Here is an 18,563-nt window from a genome sequence, read left to right on the forward strand (position 1 = left end):
AAGTGGCGTAAACTTACCATTGAAATGGCGCTCTAACAGATGTTACGCTTAGATTAGCAATAAATATATTTATAAAGTCAGGATAGATTGATGAACATGAAATCTTTTTGTACTGGGAGTGACTTAAAATTGAATGAAACTGTTTTCATACTTACGGCTACTTTTTCATGTAATATCTCTGTCTCAGCTGAAGAAATTACAATTAAACAGCCTAGCAAGGATCAACAACGAATTGAACAAATCATTATTCAATCTGAAGTAAAAGCCTATCAAGATACACTATCTGCCTATAAAAATATTTCACTCTATTCAAAATATATTAGTGATATTCCTGGATTTGAGGATACATTTCAACAAAAACGAGATTATTATATTGAGCAATATGGCATTATTAGAATATCAAACGAAAGTATTTCTACTATGTCATTAGTCAATCCTTTCACTTTTGGATTAAATATAGATTCCCCTATAGTGTATGTAACGCCACATGACACAATTATTAATGCGAGAGGGCTGGCAATGGCGGCCAATGCATCAAATAAAAACAATCATTCAGATAGTTTGGATGAACTTTGTAATACAAGTATCTCAGGCTTGTCCATTAATGAGAACACCATATCCTTTAATATGGATTCGACATTTAGTAAATGGAGAAAACCATCTATTACACATTAACCTATACGCCTAGCTAAGCAGGTCACACTGATTGTGACCTGCTTTTTGAGTAATAAAACGACATCTCTACATAGTGTTGATAAACAAAGCAATCAATAGCATTTATATAAAAGATGAAAATGAATTTCCGTTACAGGCTACTTGCTTTCCTGTAGGCGAGCGCCGAATCGCTTCCTCCGCTACTGCTCCGTTTAAAGTTTTGCCTGTCTCGCTATTCCATGGTAGTCCAGTAGCCCACCACTATAAACCACTTTTTGGAAAAAGTTTCCAAATAAAGTGAAGGTGTTCATTACTCTTTATGAAGAGGTGTTGTCACGCATCACTTCTCCACCTTGGAAATAAGAACTTATCCCCTCTAAGAATACAGATAATGGGCTATTTGATCGCTATGCTAGTATGAAAAAGTAAAGACACTTTGCAGAATGGTTGATTGGAGTGGAGCCAGCGTCACGCCTAGGGGATTTAGCGTCACTGAGGAGACCCTGGAGCGAGCGCAAGTGAGTGAAGCGGCTCATCGGACGCCCCCTGGAAAGGACGCTGGCAGAACGGAAATCAACCCCTCACCTTGCTAAAAGGGCTTTTTCTGCTAGTGACATTCTTTTTTCAACAACAAGAAAAGGTGTCTCAATCCCTTGAGACACCTTTAGATGATTAACCTTTTACATAATAAACTTCTTGACCGCTTTCAATGATATGATCAGGCTTCGGTTTACCTGCACTTGCCTTATGGCCTGCAATATGCTCAGGGCTCTTCTCCCAATTTTTCCATGCTTCTTCCGATTCCCAACGAACCATCACTAGCACTTCTTCATCACCACGGCGAACTTTCTTTACAAGTACCTGCTTATCAATGAAGCCAGGTTGTTGTTCAAGTAATGAGGGACTGTTTGGCTTACCACCAAAACGATCCACAACCTTATCCGAATTCCCTTCCGTCACAACAATACGTTTAATTTGTACAAACATATTAGTTGAACGCCTTTAATACATCTTCAGCTTTTTGTGTTTCTGATTGTAAACCGCCACCTGAAAGGTACCAAATTTCTGGATCTAGATAGAATACTTTACCGTTTTTCACAGCGTTTGTTGCACTTACGATTTCGTTTTCAATTGCAGCTTTTGTACCTGATTCACCGTTTTCATTTACAACAGCGTCGCGGTCAATAACGAATAAGATATCTGGGTTTTTCTCACGTACGAATTCAAAGCTTGCATTATCACCATGTGATTCGATTTTGAAGCCACCAGCTTCAGCTACAGCTTTTACACCATATACATCATAAATCACACCGAAACGTGAACCAGGACCGAATACGGATAATGAACCTTCACTACCTAAAACGATTAACGCTTTTTCTTCTGTTGCAGTAGCTTTAGCTTTTACTTCTTCTACTTTTGCTTCATAAGCAGCAATTGCATCTGCCGCTTCTTTTTCTTTACCAAAGATTTTGCCAGCTAATTCTGTATTCGCTTTGAATGACTCTAAGAAGTTAGTATTATCTACACCAATGTATACTGTAGGAGCAATTTTAGATAATTCAGCATAAGCTGCTGAAGCACGACCAGAGATGAAAATAATATCTGGGTTAATTTCAGATAATTTTTCATAATCAGGCTCGAATAATGTACCTGCGTTTACATAAGTACTATCTTTAAACTTGCTTAAATATGCTGGTAATGAGTCTTGTACCACTGCAGTAGGATTAACGCCTAAAGCATCTAATGTATCTAAGAAACCATTATCAAAAACAACAACTTTTTCTGGCATTTTATCAAGTGTTACTTCTTCAAATGTTGTACTACCATCACGACCTTCAACTGTACTACCTGGAATTGTTAGTGGATATACCGATGATTCTTCATTTTGTTCCTCAGCTGGTTTGTCAGTTGAAGTACCTTTATCATCTTCTTTTGCTTCATCTTTCGAACCGCAAGCAGCTAATACTAATAGCATCATAGCCATTAATATCGAAAGTAATTTCCATTTTTTCATTGTGAAATTTCTCCTTTAATTAAATTATTTGATAGTTAGATGTGCATCCATCTTGAACTATTTTTAAGAATTAAAATAAACACAAATTCGACAGCCATCCTGCTCTTGAACAGGAATATCCATATCATAAATTTCCTTCAATGCATGTGAGTTAATAATGTCATTTGTAGGACCATTTTTAACAACACGGCCATCTTTTAATGCAACAATATGGTCAGAGTATACAGAAGCGAAATTAATATCGTGTAAAACGATAATCACTGTCTTGCCTAACTCATCAACCAACTTACGTAAAATCTTCATAATCTGGACAGAATGCTTCATATCTAAATTATTTAATGGTTCGTCCAGTAAGATATATTCAGTATCTTGGGCAATAACCATTGCGATAAATGCACGCTGGCGTTGACCACCTGATAGTTCATCTAAATAATTATGTTGCATATCTTCTAAATTCATATAGCGAATAGCTTCGTCCACTTTTTCTTCGTCTTCAGGTTTTAAGTGCCCTTTTGAGTAAGGGAAACGGCCAAAAGATACAAGCTCACGAATCGTTAGACGAACATTCATAAAGTTGGACTGCTTTAAAATCGATACACGTTTAGCAAAATCATCCGATTTCCAACTACGTACATCTGCCTTATCGAGTAGTACTTCGCCAGTATCTGCATTCAGTAAACGACTCACCATAGAAAGTAGCGTGGACTTCCCTGCACCATTCGGTCCAATAAACGATGTGATTTTTCCTGAAACAATATCAACACTTACATCTTGAACGACAGGTTTTTTACCAAAAAACTTTGTGATTTCTTTGACTTGTATCATCCTGCTGACCTACTTTCTCTTAATAATAAGTAGATGAAGTAAACCCCACCCACAAAATTAATAATGACACTAAGTGTAGTAGTGAAACTAAATAAACGTTCAACCATCCACTGTCCACCGACTAAAGCTACAATACTCATTACACAGGAGCCAGTAATTAAGATGGAATGCTTGTATGTTCTGAAATACTGATATGATAAATTTGCAACGATTAAACCAAAGAACGTGATCGGACCAACAAGCGCTGTCGAAACAGCAATTAAAATTGAAGCTAAAATTAACATACGTTGTACCAGCTTATCGTAAGGTACACCTAAATTTATAGCTGTGTCTCGTCCAAGAGACATAACGTCTAATTGGTTCATGTGACGAGCGCCGTAGATAAACGTTATTAAAATGATAACGCCTGCCAGCCAAACTAAATCTGAATTAACATTATTGAAACTTGCAAACATTTTACTTTGTAAGCCTAAAAATTCATTCGGATCTATTAATACTTGGAAGAACGTAGTAATACTTCCTAAAAACGTACCAACAATCATTCCTACAAGCAGTAGAAAATAAATCGGTCGCTTTCCTTCTTTAAACAATACTCGGTAAAAAATTAAAGCAAATAGAATCATCGCCCCAATTGCAAGCGTAAAATTATAGTAGATATTAATAACTAATATGGATGTAGAGCCAAAGAAGAAGTAGATGCATGTTTGAATTAACATATACAAAGCATCTAAACCCATGACACTTGGCGTTAAAATACGATTATGTGTAATTGTTTGGAAAACTACGGTTGAATAGGCAATTGCTATACCCGTTAATGCCATTGCCACAACCTTTATGACACGGCGTGGAAAAGCATAGTGATAATTACCATTGAGTTCCCAAAATAAATATAGGACAACTGCTATAACAGCGAGACCTAGTAAAATGAACATTTTTGTACGATTACGCATAGGCTCTCCCCCTAAACAACATGAATAGGAAGATGGCACTTCCAATTACACCAACAGTCATACTTATTGGTATTTCATAAGGGAAAATCAGTACTCGTCCTAAAATATCACAGAATAATAAGAATGACATACCAAGTAATGCTGTGTGCGGCAAGGTTTTTGCCAAATTATCACCTTTGAACAGGGAAATAATGTTCGGAATAATCAAACCAAGGAATGGAATGATACCGACTGTTAACACCACTGTCGTGGAGATAAGAGCTACCAACACCAAGCCTAAATTGACTACAAATTTATAGGATAGACCAAGATTTTTTGCAAAATCCTCCCCCATCCCAGCTACTGTAAAACGATTTGCGTAAATATAAGCTAAAATGAGTATTGGTACACTTACATATAACAGTTCGTAACGGCCTTTCATGATTAATGAAAAATCTCCTTGTAACCATGCAGAAATGTTTTGGATGATATTCGCCTTATATGCAAAGAATGTTGTAACAGAGGACAAAATATTCCCAAACATTAAGCCAATAAGCGGTATAAAAATCGCATCTTTAAACTTAATTCGGTTTAATATTTGCATAAATAGTAATGTGCCGGCTAAAGCAAATATGAAAGCGAAGGAAATTTTTTGGAAATACGTAACGTTCGAAAAGAACATCATGGAAATCAATACACCCAACCGTGTGGCATCTAATGTACCAGCTGTTGTTGGTGAAACGAATTTATTCCTACTTAAGCTTTGCATAATTAAACCAGCAATACTCATACCTGCACCTGCTAGCAAGATTGCAACAAGTCTAGGTACACGACTAATTAAAAATAGTCTAGCCTCTTCTGATTGGAAGTCTAATAGGTCGCTAGGCTTAATATCAACTACTCCGATAAATAGCGACACAATAGACAGCAAAACAGTTGCTGTTAAAAGATATCTTATTTTCATAGTAATCCCCGGTAGATTTCATTTTTGTGTGTAACTTACTTATTAGTGAAAATGATTATCATTACTCACGTTTTCCATTATAAGCATGATTTTATTCTCAGTCAACAAGCAAATGAGAATTATTCTCGTTTTATGAATGATTAACTAAAAAATATGCCAAATTAACGAAATATCAGCATAACCGTAAATGAATCAACAGAAATAATTCACTATTTCTACAATATTTTTATCCAAATAAAAAGGTAATTGAGAATAAAATCTATCCCTCAATTACCATTTTTATATTAGATAATTTTTTTAGTGCCTCTTAACCATGCAGAAATAATGAATATGATTAATACTAACCCAACATAGCCCATCACTGCATATAGTTTAGCTACTAGCGTTGTAAACCCTACAAGACTTGCTAGAAAACCGAGACCACCTATAAATATAACTGCAATCCTAAAGCTTGCTCTACTAGGCTCGAAAAACCTTACCATAAAGGAATATAGCATCCCTACTGCCGTATTATAAATCATTCCCAAAAGAGAAATAGTCATTAATACTCCAACAATCGGATGAATTTCATTCGCTAACGCTAGCATCGGAATGTCTAATCCAACAATGATATTCATCTTTGCTAAAAGGGAGAAATTCACAAGTAAGATTAAAGCACCTAACAAAATCCCACCAATTATACCACCCATGCCAGCTACCTTATGATTGCGTATGGATCCACACATAACAGTCAGTAAAGAGAAGCTAACCCCTACATTGAACGACATGTACAATAAAGCCGTTACCCACCAACTTTTCTCACTTATTTGAGCCTGTTGAGCAATAACAGCTTGCTCTGCAAAGGTAAAATCCATCGTTGCAATAGCATAGATAGCGATGATGGAGACGACGGTTAGTAGATACGGTGTGGCAAGTGCAATGATATTAATGATGCTTTTCACATCCATCATGACAGTGGCTACTGTAAGCAAGATCATACAAATACTCCCTAGCCAAATAGGCAGTCCAAACATTTGCTGAAATGTTGCACCAGCCCCAGCAAACATGATGACAGCTACACCAAATAAAAAGAGTGATAGCACTATATCCAATACAAAGCCCATAGTATTCCCTGAAATTTGATAGATCAAATCCTTATGGGACGATGTGCGAAGCCTAGAGCTCACTTGAGCAACACACATGCCAACAATTGAGAAACCAACCATAGCTAACAATGCTCCATATATTCCTTTAAAGCCATAGCTTGTAAAATAAAGGACAATTTCCTGCCCAGATGCAAATCCTGCTCCAACGATAATCCCCACATAGGCACCACCGATTTGCAAGCTTTTTTTCAATCAGTTCTCTCCTCGTTTTCCTAAATACTAAATGATCGACTAAGTACTCCCTTATTGATAGATTTCTTTGCTAATTGTTAATTTATCAATCACAGCCATATTAGGCTTATAACCAATACCTACCGACTGGGGTACCTCAATATAACCATCTTTAACTTTTACTTCAGGATCAATGATATCCTCGTACCAATAATGACTAGAACCTGCTGTATCGCCAGGTAAAATAAATTGACTAAGAGACGTTAAGGCAACATTATGTGCTCGTCCAATTCCAGCCTCTAACATACCACCACACCAAACTGGAATATGGTTTGCTTTACATAGGTCATGGATTCGTATTGCTTCCGTTAAACCACCTACTCGTCCAATCTTGATGTTTATGACACCACAGCTTCCAAGTTCAATTGCTCGTCTGGCATCCTCATATGATGTGATGCTTTCATCTAAGCAAATAGGCGTTTTTAACTTTTTCTGTAATGCTGCATGATCGACAATATCATCAGTAGCTAATGGTTGTTCGATCATTAATAAATTAAAATCATCAAGCTGCTGTAGTATTTCTATATCCTCTAATGTATAAGCAGAGTTTGCATCAACCATCAAGGGTAAATTTGGAAATTCCGCACGAATTGCCTGTACTATCTCTACATCCTCTCCAGGCTTTATCTTGATCTTCACCCTTTTGTAGCCTTCTTCAATATGACCTTTTATTAATGCTATTAACTGAGAGATAGAGGGTTGGATACCCACACTGACTCCTACTTCAATACGTTGTTTTTGACCACCTAACGCCTGTGCAAGTGATTGCTTTGTTTGCTGAGCATAGATATCCCATACAGCACCCTCAATTGAAGCTTTCGCCATGCAGTTTCGCCGAATAGGTGCAAATAATGAGGTTACCTCATCTGGATGCCCAATCTCTTTATGTAACAAGATGGGTATCAAAAAATCTTGTAGCATATGCCATGTTGTCTTTAATGTTTCCTCCGTATACCATGGTGCTACAAAAGCAACAGTTTCTCCCCACCCCGTCGTCCCTGATTCATCTTTTGCTTCTATCAGTAACATTTCCTTTTCATCAACTGTGCCAAAACTCGTAGTAAATGGTGCTTTCATAGGCATTTTCAAATGCCTTAATGTAATCTTTTCTAATCTCACATTGTTCACTCCTTATCATTATTATAAAGCTAATAAGGAGCGTCTGACTAACAGATAGCTATGAACATATTCTGGATGTTTCTTCATGCGTACGATGGCATAATCTTGGTTAAATAATGTTGTTAAGATTGTGCGAATTTTATAACGCCAGTCCTCTGCAAGTTTTGGACTTTCCACTTTCATTTTCTGTAGAGATTGAGGGATCGGTAAAAGATAGGCATCTTTATAAAAGGATTGTTTTAACTGAAATGTATTTTCTACATCTAGAACTGGTAATCCATCTACTGTTAATGTCCAAGGTACTATTTTCTGTGCCCCCTCTTCTAATTCATCAAGGCTATCTGCCATTTGATCACGCTCGATCCACCATTCAACGACTAGTCTATCTGAAGGTAGTCCTTCATTAAAGTCATCGCGAAGCGGACCATAATAATCATTTTCATATTGATAACTAGTGGCGTTCAATTTTAGAAATGCTAGATTCGCTAAACGCGCCTCTAATGGGTCAATTAACCAGCGGACAAGTTGAAAACCATGCTCTTTTGCATATTCTTGTTGGGCATGCTTCAATAATTCACCCACACCTTGTTCACGATATGCTTTTTCTACACCAATCATGTGCGAATGTAAGTACATTTCTCTATTCCGATAGCCAACGAAGCAATAGTTAAAGCCAATTAGCTTTTCATCGAAATACGCTCCTAATACGATTCCGCCATTTTGTACAGCAGCTAGTAATTGATGGCAGGGGATTGCTTGGCTGCCCCATATTTCAGCATTTAATTTTTGGATCTCTGCAATTTCTTTCGGTGTCGTTACTTTGTGAATTCGCACTTGCTCTAACATTACGCTGACGCCTCCTTTTTATGCCCTGATTCCAAAGCTAATAAAACTGCTCTTGTAAGTATCTCCACTCCTGTGACAAGTCTTGCTTGTTTAAATTTCATTTTCGGGTGATGCAAGCCTGGTGTTAATCCACAACCCAAGCCCAGCATGGTTGTTTTTAAATGCGGCCGTTGTACAGCATAATGGTGAAAATCCTCTCCTCCAGGTGTATGAACAGGCTTTCTTAAATTTGATAACCCAGCAGCCTGTATAATTGCCTGCTCCATCAAATATTGAGCACTTGTATCAACTTCAGCAGCTACGATATTGGCCACCGTACGTAATTCAATTTGTACCTTATGCAACAATTTAGATGAATCGATCACACGCTTTACGCCTTGTGCTAAATCGTCCATCACCTTGTTTTGCTGTGCACGAATATCAATCGTAAATGAGGCATTACCTGGGATAATATTGCCCGAATCTCCCCCTGCATGGAATTTCGTCATCTTAACAGATACAGGGACCATAGGATCTGTATGAATGGTTCGCAAATCTTCGATGATTGTTGCACCTACTTCAATGGCATTAATACCAAGGTGCGGCCTTGCAGCATGAGCATCCTCTCCGATAATTTCGCCTTCAAGTAAACGAGAGGCACCATGATATAAGGCTGCACAATAAGTGCCGTCCTCTAGCTCATGAACAGGTCTTACATGGACACCAAATAAATAATCTAAGTCATCAATAACACCTTCTTCTAATACAGATAATGCTCCTGTTCCTTTTTCTTCAGCAGGTTGGAAAATAACGCGGATTGTACCATTTATAGATTGCTGTAGTTCTTTTAAAAGTAATAGTGTACCAATGGCCATCGTCATATGACCGTCATGTCCACATGAATGATTCGCACGGAAATGACCATCTACTTCTTGCCATAAGGCATCTATATCAGTTCTTAGCCCTACTTTGGGGTCACCGTTGCCCACATCAACATATAATCCTGTGGAATTTTTAAATCGTATTGGGGAAAAGCCTTCCTGTGTTAATAGCTCCACTATATAATTGGTGGTTTCTACTTCATGCCAACTGATTTCTGGATTTGCATGTAAATACGTAAAAATCTCCATTAATCTTGGCCTCAAATAATCTAACTCTTCCTTCATAGATTCCAACCCCTTAAATTTTCATATTATTAAAATTATTATAACGAAAATGATAATTTTCTACATAGAAACTTATACCCACATTCAACAAAATAACTACTTACGATAATATATTTCGCTCTCAGCTTCTTAGATAGACTTTTATTTAGATAGCAAAAAAAGATGCAAGTACAGTTTTTTTAATAACTGTACTTGCATCTTTCATTTAATTAATACCCTTCATCGCTTTTGAAATAATTGGTGAAAGCACCAATATAATAATCCCGACTACAATAGATAAGGTACCTAAGAAACCAAAGTATGTGAATTCGCTTACAACTTCATAGACCTTAACTAATTGCGCATTAATTGCTTGTGCTGCTGCACTTGTTAAAAACCATAAAGACATTGTTTGCGCTGCGAATGCCTGTGGTGCCAATTTCGTTGTGGCAGATAGACCAACTGGTGATAATAATAGCTCACCAACAACCACTAAGAAGAATGACAATACTAACCATAAAGGACTCACTAATGTATCTCCACCAGACAGGTGTGCTGGAATCATCATCACTAAGAATGATAGACCCGCAAAGAACAATGCATATGAAAACTTACGTGGTGTTGTCGGCTGCTTGTCTCCCCATTTAAGCCATAGCATCGCAAATAATGGTGCCATTGTAATAACAAATAATGGGTTCAATGACTGGAACCAAGAAGATTGAAGCTGAATACCACCAAAACTTAGCTGTGTACGCTCATCTGCATAAGTCGCTAAAATAGTTGCTCCTTGTTCTTGAATAGCCCAGAACATTACAGCTGATAAAAATAAAGGAATATAAGCAAGTAGACGAGACTTTTCATCCTTTGTTGTTTTTTTACTGCGATACATATAAATAAAGAATGCAGTTGGAATTAATACACCTAGAGCTGTGATGATTAAACTAAATACATTCATTGTTAAAGTACCAGTTTTAATACCGATAGCACCCAAGATGATAATAAGTAAAGCTGCAACTCCGAATTGCGTAAAGACTTTTTTACGTTCTTCAGGCTTTAATGGGTTGTTTACTTGTAAGCCCGCTAAGCCTAAATATTTTTTCTCTGTTAATTTATAAACAATTAAACCAATAAACATACCTAGACCCGCTAAACCGAAGCCAAGGTGGAAGCTATATTTTTGTCCAATTGTTCCGACAATAAAAGGTGCAATAAATGCTCCCATATTAATACCCATATAGAAAATAGAAAAACCTGCATCACGACGGCTATCTGTTTCAGCATAAATGTCCCCAACAATACTTGAAACGTTCGGTTTTAATAAACCAGTACCCATAACGATAAATGCCATGGAAGCAAATAACATGCTCACACCACCAGGCAATGCTAGCAGTAAATGACCAATCATAATTAACACGCCACCATAAAAAATGGTTTTTCGTGTTCCTAAAACTCGGTCGGCAATCCATCCACCTATAATTCCAGACATATAAACAAGTGAGCCGTAGATGGCCATAATAGAGTTTGCTGTTCCGCGGTCTAGACCTAAGCCCCCGTCATGTAATTCGTAATACATAAAGAAGATAAGAATTGCTCGCATACCATAGTACGAGAAACGTTCCCAAAATTCTGTGAAAAACAAAGTAAAGAGCCCTTTAGGGTGTCCAACAAAACCATTTTGAGGGACAGATTTTACAACTTCATCTTTACTAGACATACAATACCCTCTCCCAATAAAAAATTATTCTACAAAAACACAACTACCCTAATATAAGGATAAAAAAACTTTGTTTCATCATACTAAAGCGTTTTATAAACTTTAGCAAGAGTTTTAAAAAATGTTGAAAATTTGTCATTTTTCTATAAATTCTGATTGATTATTAGATAAATTATTAAATCCTTTGATATATCTAAGTTTTCTCACACTTTATCCCTAAAAGATTTTTAAATTTACAATGAATTATTCTAAAATATTTAAAATTCAGATTCCTTACTTTACTTGAAAATTAATACAATTTCTTGAGTACACGTTTTACCTTTGTTCTAGATTCTACTATTCCCTCTAATCACAAAAAGCATGCCAAAAATCTTTTGGCATGCTTTGGGAAGTACATTTTTTAATTAATTACATAGTGCTGATACTTTGCGTAATCTGCTGCTTTTACTTCAAGAGACAATAATGTCCCACCCTCTTCATAGGCTGTATTAAAAACAGAGGCATTCTCATTTAAATAAGAAACAACGTTCCCATGATCATAAGGTATTAACATTTCACACGTTACGTAATGCGAGAAGATGTGTTGACGAATTAGCTGTACTAATTCTTCTAAACCAACCCCCTGCTTTGCTGAAATCCAAATATTATCTCCACTTACCACAGGATATGGAACATCTGCTATATCTGCTTTATTGTATACATAGATTGTCGGAATGTCCTCAACACCAACTGCTTTAAGTGTTTCGTTCGTTACATCCATCATAAATCCGTGCTCTGTATTCGAAACATCCACCACGTGGAGTAAAAGGTCCGCATCTCGCGCCTCTTCCAAAGTGGAGCGAAATGCCTTCACTAAATGGTGAGGTAATTTACTAACAAAGCCTACAGTGTCTGTCAGTAAAAAGGTCTTCTTATCAGGTAGCTCAATCTGACGAACAGAAGTTTCAAGGGTAGCAAAAAGCATATCCTTCTCAAAGACTTGTTTGTGCTCTTCTTGTCCTATTTGTGTAAGCAGTTGATTCATAATCGTTGATTTCCCAGCATTTGTATAGCCTACAATCGATACAACCGGAAGAGCGTTTTTACGACGCTGTTTACGCTGCGTTTCTCTCTGTTCCTTAACGTGCTCTAGATCCTTTTTAATTTTAGCAATTTGATCTTCAATTTTTCGTCGATCCAATTCCAGCTTTGTCTCACCAGCACCACGGTTTTTAAAGCCTCCCCCAGTACCTCCACCCTGACGGCTTAAAGAGGCATGCAAACCCACTAAACGAGGTAGCATATATTGAAGCTGTGCTAATTCCACCTGCATTTGGGCTTCACGTGTTTTTGCGCGCCTTCCAAAAATATCTAAAATAAGCATTGTTCGATCAATGACCTTCGTTGCTAAATCACGCTCCAAATTACGGATTTGCGAAGGAGACAGTTCATCATTAAAAATCACGAGGTTTGCTTGTGCTTCTTCATAAAAATTTTTGATTTCTTCTATTTTACCTGTACCCACATAATGGGAAGGTGTCACACGTTCCAAATTTTGCGTGACAGTCCCAACCACTTCTACATGCAAGGCCTCAGCTAAATTTTGTAACTCTTCCATAGAATAGTCAAAGTACTCATCATTTCGTAAATTCACGCCAACTAGTATGGCCTTTTCAATTAATACATCAACTTCCTTAATTCTATCCATTAGAAACCTCCCACCAAAGCTTGGTGTCGCTACGACAAATTTTCTTCATCTTACCATAATATACCCTTTTTCGTATTTGAAGATCATCGTTAACTTTCCTAAAAAATGCGCCTCATGTAAAGGCGCATCTCAACTATTTTCTTTCTTCTTTTAGCAGGGCTTCTGAGCGTGTGAACTCTTCTTCAATTTCTTTATTTGGTTTATATGTCAGTATACTGACAACAACCGCAACAATTAAACAAACAATGAAGCCAGGAACAATTTCGTACAACGCACTTGATAAAGCATCTACTTTACCCCAAATAAACGCAGTTGCAGCCCCTGTTACCATTCCGCTAAGTGCTCCGTAGTTCGTTAACTTTCTCCAATATAAAGAAAGTAAAATAACAGGTCCGAAGGCTGCACCGAATCCTGCCCAAGCAAAGCCAACTAAGCTTAAGATAGAACTATCTGGATTCCACGCTAGGATTGCTGCAATAATTGCAACAACTAATACAGCCATACGCCCAACAAAAACGTAATGCTTATCGTCTGCTGTTTTATTAAATAATGCTTTATAAATATCCTCTACAAGTGCTGAAGAAGTTACGATTAATTGAGAAGAAATTGTACTCATAACAGCTGCTAAAATAGCCGCCAGCATAATACCTGCTATAAATGGATGGAATAAAATCTGACCAAGTACAATAAATACTGTTTCAGCGTCTTTTAGCTCACCAGCATTTTGCTGATAATAGGCTACACCCACCAAGGCAGTTCCAATAGCTCCAAATAAGCTTAACATCATCCAGCCAATACCAATGCGTCGAGCTTGCTTCGTTTCTTTAACGGAACTAATCGCCATAAAGCGGACGATAATATGAGGCTGTCCAAAATAGCCTAATCCCCAAGCAACTGAAGAAATGATCCCTGCTGCTGTCGCAGTGGCTGGTAATAAATTTAGAAGATCTGGATCAACAGATTTAATAGATGAAATAGTTTCACCTATACCACCTGTTACAAATAAACCAAATAGCGGTACCATAATAAGTGCTAAAAACATAATAAGACCTTGTAAGAAGTCTGTATAACTTACCGCTAAAAATCCGCCAAAAAGAGTGTATGCTACAACTACAGCTGACACAATTAATAAGCCTGTATGGTATTCATAACCAAAAGAACTATCGAAAAACTTGCCCCCTGCTACCATTCCTGACGATACATAAAATGTAAAGAATATGAGGATGATGATACCTGAAGCAATTCTAATCAGCTTCGTATGATCACGTAATCGATTATCCAAATAACTTGGAATAGTAATGGAATCATTTGTAACCTGTGTATATACCCGTAAACGTGGTGCCACAAGTAGCCAGTTTAGGTAAGCTCCTATTGTTAATCCAATTGCAATCCAAGCCTCCACAAGACCTGATAAAAATATCGCACCTGGTAAGCCCATTAGGAGCCAGCCAGACATATCCGCAGCACCCGCACTTAGCGCAGTAACCGCTGGACCTAAGGAACGACCGCCAAGCATATAATCTGTTAAATTAGATGTTTTAACAAATGCATACCAGCCAATTGCTAGCATGGCGATCATATAAATAACAATCGCTAATAATTGATACATGTTATCCGACATATTTTCTCCTCCTTATTAATCCTTAGTATCACCAATTTAAAAAGAATTACTGTATTTAAGATACCACGAATATACAATTCCACCTATAAATACTCGGAATTTTTATTAAATTTATTCCGAATACCCAAGATGCCATTGTCTTTTATAAAATGTGTTAAACTAGTGCCATCTATAACACAATAAAGTAGGCGAAAATGTATGACATTTGAAGAAATGAAAGCTCTGCTCACTGAGCAAATTTTGCAACAAAAGCTTGTGACAGCTACAATCAGTCAACCACGTATGAAATCAAATGAAATAAAACGTATAAAATTAAAACCATTAATGTTAAAAAATCAGTACCATATACAAATTGAATACCAATATGAACGGATTTTAAAACATGAAAATATTCTATTGGCTCGTTTACCTTCCAAGCTTGACGCGTTTTTTGAGGAGTATCGTCAAGCTCATATTGATTTCGTAGATGAAACGGTACAAGTACAATTATCAAAAAAGAACAAAGTCCTTTGGAAATCAGATAAAACAGCTTCACCTAAACAAGTCCATCTAAGCCATAATCGTAAAAAAAATTATTTACTATCTGATGATCAACCCTATCCATTTTTAATTCGACTGGGGGTACAAACAGAAGAAGGAAAGGTTAAGAAACAAAAGTATGATAAATTTAAACAGATTAACCGCTTCATTGAATTTATTGATGATGCCTTAACCTATTTACCTCAGGATCGACAGGTGAGGATTTTAGATTTTGGTTCAGGTAAATCCTACTTAACCTTTGCTTTGTATCATTATTTAAAAATTGAAAAAGGCTTAGACATTCGTGTTACTGGTTTAGATTTAAAAAATGAGGTTATTGAAGAGTGCTCAAGAATAGCACAGGATCTAGGCTATGATCAGCTAGAATTTCTTGTAGGAGATATCAATGATTATAATGATGAAAGTGCTGTGGATATGGTGGTGACACTCCATGCATGTGATGTAGCGACAGATATGGCCTTGGCTCGTGCTGTGAAATGGGGAGCAAGTGTCATTCTAAGTGTGCCTTGCTGTCAGCATGAGTTAAATCGTCAACTAAATACACCTGCTCTCGATATTATGTTGCAACATGGACTTGTTCGAGAGCGATTTGCGGCACTTGCTACAGATGCTATTCGAGCTGAAATTTTATCGCTTGTTGGCTATGAGGCACAGCTTTTAGAGTTTATCGATATGGAGAATACACCTAAAAACATATTAATTCGAGCCTATCAAACAGGTAAAAAACCAAATGAAGAGCAACGTGCCAGCTATGATGCCTTCTTAAAATTATTGAATGCAACACCATTTTTAGCGAATGAGTTAAAAGAGTATTTATAACATACAGATGTTCAATCCAAATAAAAGGCGATCCAATGTTGATTGGACCGCCTTTTTTATTATAACTCTTGTCGTAAAGCTTGAATAACGTCGATTTTTGTTGCTTTACGTGCTGGGCGATAACCTGAAATCATCGCTACGCCAACACTAATGGCTGCTGCAATAATGACTAGTTGCCATGGAATAAGAGAAAATGTTATATCATTTGTTGCGAAAGCTTCCTCCCCTGTTGCCGCCTTAAGAATTAATGGTAATGCTGCATTAGCTGCAAAGCTAATAGCATACGAGATGACAACCGCAATTAGCGTACCAAAAATGCCGATAAATGTGCTCTCCATTAAAAATAATCGTTGAATAAGCTTTGGACTTGCCCCAATTGCCTTTAACACACCAATTTCACGTGTTCGCTCTGTGACAGCCATTGTCATTGTATTAAAAATACCAATGGAAGCAATCAACACAGCAATTGTGCCAACAAAGATTAAGCCAATTTTTAATACAAGGAAAAATACATTCATTTGATCTAGTTGCTCTGTTACTGAATATACGCTATAGCCCTTATCTTTTAACTTCTCTAAAATCGGCTTTACGTTTTCTAAAGTATCCGCAAAAATATTAAATTCAGAGTAAAACAGCTCATTCTCTGCCATGTTATTAGTTGTAGATAAATTTTCAACTAATACTGCCTTTTGCGCTTTATCCATATGAATAGCGTTATCAACCATCCAATCATAAGAAGGTTTCTCCATTACGCCAACAATTGTATAGCTCATTTTTTGTGTTTCATTATTTGTACCCGTGTGAGGAACTAAGGACAGGTCTATGTTTTTTCCAATTAATGATTCTTTATAGCCCTCTTCACTACCATCATAATACGTACCCTCTGCTTCAGCCTTTTTACTTTTTTCCGCAATGACATCACGTTCTGTGTCATTCAATAATGTTTGAGCAAAATGATAGCCTACAACAATTTCATTAGATTTTGTTGGATAACGCCCTTTTGCAAGCTTTCCATTTACCTGTTCAAAGTCCTGCATATCTGACAATATTAAATTAGAAGTTGTATCACGATCTTCAAAAAATGATTGTGCGGAAGCATTGACACTAATTGTTTCAAGCACTGTTTCTACATGTTCCATTTTTTTAATTTCTTGTACTTGTTCTTCAGTTAATTGCTTATCGCCATATACTTGAATTTTTGTAACTGTTTCGTTTGATAGAATTTCATTGCGTAAAGATTCCTGTAAACCAAAACCAACGGATGCTAGCACGATTAGAAAGGCACAGCCCATCGTTGCAGCTAGTATCGTCATAAACACACGCAGCTTATTTTTCTTGATATGCTGTGTTACAAAATCTAATTGATCCTTAAATAACATGTTAAGCTTCCTCCTTTACAAGTTCTCCATCGTACATGCGGAAGCGTCTATGTGCGATCGTAGCTACTTCTTCATCGTGCGTGATAATGACAAAAGTTAGCCCTAATTCACGATTTAAACTTTGAATAAGCAATAAGATATCCTGCTCGGTTTCTGAATCGAGACTCCCTGTTGGCTCATCAGCAAGTAATATAGGCGGATTCGTAATAAGGGCTCGTGCAATGCTGACACGCTGTTGCTGTCCACCTGACAATTCATTGGGATAATGGTCTGCTACTTCTGTCAAACCAACCTTGTCCATTAATTTCTTTACTTTTTCTTTGCGCATAGCCTTACGCAAACCCTGTAGCTTTAAAGGTAATTCGATATTTTCAAAAGCAGTTAAGCCAGGCATCAATTGAAAGTTTTGAAAAATAAAACCAAATTGACGTAAACGGAAGGCAGCACTTTCTGTTTCAGTTAGATGGGCTGTTTCCTTTCCATTTACTTTAATAGAGCCCTGTTCAGCCTTCATAAAACCAGCTAGAACTTGTAATAAGGTCGATTTTCCTGAGCCACTTTTACCTACAATGGCAACAATTTCTCCTTTATGGACCTCGAAGTTCACACCTTTCAATACCGGCACTTGCTTTTCCTTCCCTCGTTTTCCAATTAAAAATGTATGTTGTAAGTTTTCAACCTGAATCATTAGTTAATAAACGCTCCTTTCCTATTCATTTTCCATTGTAGTAAACAATTCTTAATAAAGAGGGAGGATAAAAATGAAGATATTCTTAAGAATAAGAAGGTACTCTTCTGGTTATCAAATGAATTTACAATACCTTTACAATTCGAATGCGCTATTTTTATTACCTTCTATTATCTTTCATGTCTTAATCTGTACTAATAAGTCAGCGTAATAGGATAATTGCCCATTATAACAAGGTTTTATCTGTACTCATAAAAATAAATA

16 protein-coding genes are annotated in these 18,563 nt (G+C 36.9%); 2 read left to right on the plus strand and 14 right to left on the minus strand.

Translation table 11 applies throughout. The features are described from left to right. Positions 1-129 precede the first annotated feature (129 nt). Positions 130-675: a hypothetical protein gene (locus NY607_RS15310; protein ID WP_131520879.1), complete on the plus strand. Its 546-nt coding sequence runs from the start codon at positions 130-132 to the stop codon at positions 673-675. Positions 676-1,326: 651 nt separating this feature from the next. On the opposite strand, the gene NY607_RS15315 is transcribed toward NY607_RS15310, so the two are convergent. The 12 genes from NY607_RS15315 to putP form a co-directional block, all read right to left on the minus strand. Further along, the gene (locus NY607_RS15315; RefSeq protein ID WP_237898801.1) at positions 1,327-1,641 is read right to left on the minus strand and encodes an antibiotic biosynthesis monooxygenase family protein; all 315 of its coding nucleotides are present in this window, start codon (positions 1,639-1,641) and stop codon (positions 1,327-1,329) included. 1 nt (position 1,642) lies between these two features. Then, the gene (locus tag NY607_RS15320; protein ID WP_259419923.1) at positions 1,643-2,668 is read right to left on the minus strand and encodes a siderophore ABC transporter substrate-binding protein; all 1,026 of its coding nucleotides are present in this window, start codon (positions 2,666-2,668) and stop codon (positions 1,643-1,645) included. Positions 2,669-2,731: 63 nt separating this feature from the next. Further along, on the minus strand, positions 2,732-3,493 hold the full coding sequence (locus tag NY607_RS15325) for an iron ABC transporter ATP-binding protein (RefSeq protein ID WP_131520883.1): 762 nt from the start codon (positions 3,491-3,493) through the stop codon (positions 2,732-2,734). After that, positions 3,490-4,443, minus strand: coding sequence for an iron chelate uptake ABC transporter family permease subunit (locus NY607_RS15330; RefSeq protein WP_131520884.1), 954 nt, complete (start codon positions 4,441-4,443; stop codon positions 3,490-3,492). The genes NY607_RS15325 and NY607_RS15330 overlap by 4 nt, the downstream gene beginning before the upstream one ends. Continuing rightward, on the minus strand, positions 4,436-5,386 hold the full coding sequence (locus NY607_RS15335; RefSeq protein ID WP_131520885.1) for an ABC transporter permease: 951 nt from the start codon (positions 5,384-5,386) through the stop codon (positions 4,436-4,438). The genes NY607_RS15330 and NY607_RS15335 overlap by 8 nt, the downstream gene beginning before the upstream one ends. A 284-nt stretch (positions 5,387-5,670) precedes the next feature. After that, on the minus strand, positions 5,671-6,723 hold the full coding sequence (locus NY607_RS15340) for a YkvI family membrane protein (RefSeq protein WP_131520886.1): 1,053 nt from the start codon (positions 6,721-6,723) through the stop codon (positions 5,671-5,673). A gap of 51 nt (positions 6,724-6,774) precedes the next feature. Further along, positions 6,775-7,881: an o-succinylbenzoate synthase gene (gene menC / locus NY607_RS15345; RefSeq protein ID WP_259419924.1), complete on the minus strand. Its 1,107-nt coding sequence runs from the start codon at positions 7,879-7,881 to the stop codon at positions 6,775-6,777. A gap of 21 nt (positions 7,882-7,902) precedes the next feature. Then, positions 7,903-8,727: a GNAT family N-acetyltransferase gene (locus NY607_RS15350; RefSeq protein WP_259419925.1), complete on the minus strand. Its 825-nt coding sequence runs from the start codon at positions 8,725-8,727 to the stop codon at positions 7,903-7,905. Further along, positions 8,727-9,872, minus strand: coding sequence for a M20 peptidase aminoacylase family protein (locus NY607_RS15355; protein WP_131520889.1), 1,146 nt, complete (start codon positions 9,870-9,872; stop codon positions 8,727-8,729). Before NY607_RS15355 ends, NY607_RS15350 begins: the two co-directional genes overlap by 1 nt. A 205-nt stretch (positions 9,873-10,077) precedes the next feature. Beyond that, positions 10,078-11,565 (minus strand): peptide MFS transporter, encoded by a 1,488-nt coding sequence (locus NY607_RS15360; protein WP_048394189.1) that lies wholly within the window; start codon positions 11,563-11,565, stop codon positions 10,078-10,080. 400 nt (positions 11,566-11,965) lie between these two features. After that, positions 11,966-13,252 (minus strand): GTPase HflX, encoded by a 1,287-nt coding sequence (gene hflX / locus NY607_RS15365; protein WP_131520890.1) that lies wholly within the window; start codon positions 13,250-13,252, stop codon positions 11,966-11,968. Between the two features lie 133 nt (positions 13,253-13,385). Beyond that, on the minus strand, positions 13,386-14,873 hold the full coding sequence (gene putP, locus NY607_RS15370; RefSeq protein ID WP_066038005.1) for a sodium/proline symporter PutP: 1,488 nt from the start codon (positions 14,871-14,873) through the stop codon (positions 13,386-13,388). Between the two features lie 198 nt (positions 14,874-15,071). Between putP and NY607_RS15375 the strand changes: the two genes are divergently transcribed. Continuing rightward, the gene (locus tag NY607_RS15375) at positions 15,072-16,232 is read left to right on the plus strand and encodes a class I SAM-dependent methyltransferase (protein WP_259419926.1); all 1,161 of its coding nucleotides are present in this window, start codon (positions 15,072-15,074) and stop codon (positions 16,230-16,232) included. A gap of 59 nt (positions 16,233-16,291) precedes the next feature. Here NY607_RS15375 and NY607_RS15380 read toward each other — a convergent pair whose 3' ends face one another. Then, positions 16,292-17,611, minus strand: coding sequence for an ABC transporter permease (locus NY607_RS15380; protein ID WP_131520893.1), 1,320 nt, complete (start codon positions 17,609-17,611; stop codon positions 16,292-16,294). 1 nt (position 17,612) lies between these two features. Beyond that, entirely contained in the window at positions 17,613-18,299 is a 687-nt protein-coding gene (locus NY607_RS15385; protein ID WP_048394180.1) for an ABC transporter ATP-binding protein, read from the minus strand. Positions 18,300-18,563: the final 264 nt, after the last annotated feature.

The organism is Lysinibacillus sp. A4 (assembly GCF_024919535.1).
Classification (GTDB): domain Bacteria; phylum Bacillota; class Bacilli; order Bacillales_A; family Planococcaceae; genus Lysinibacillus; species Lysinibacillus capsici.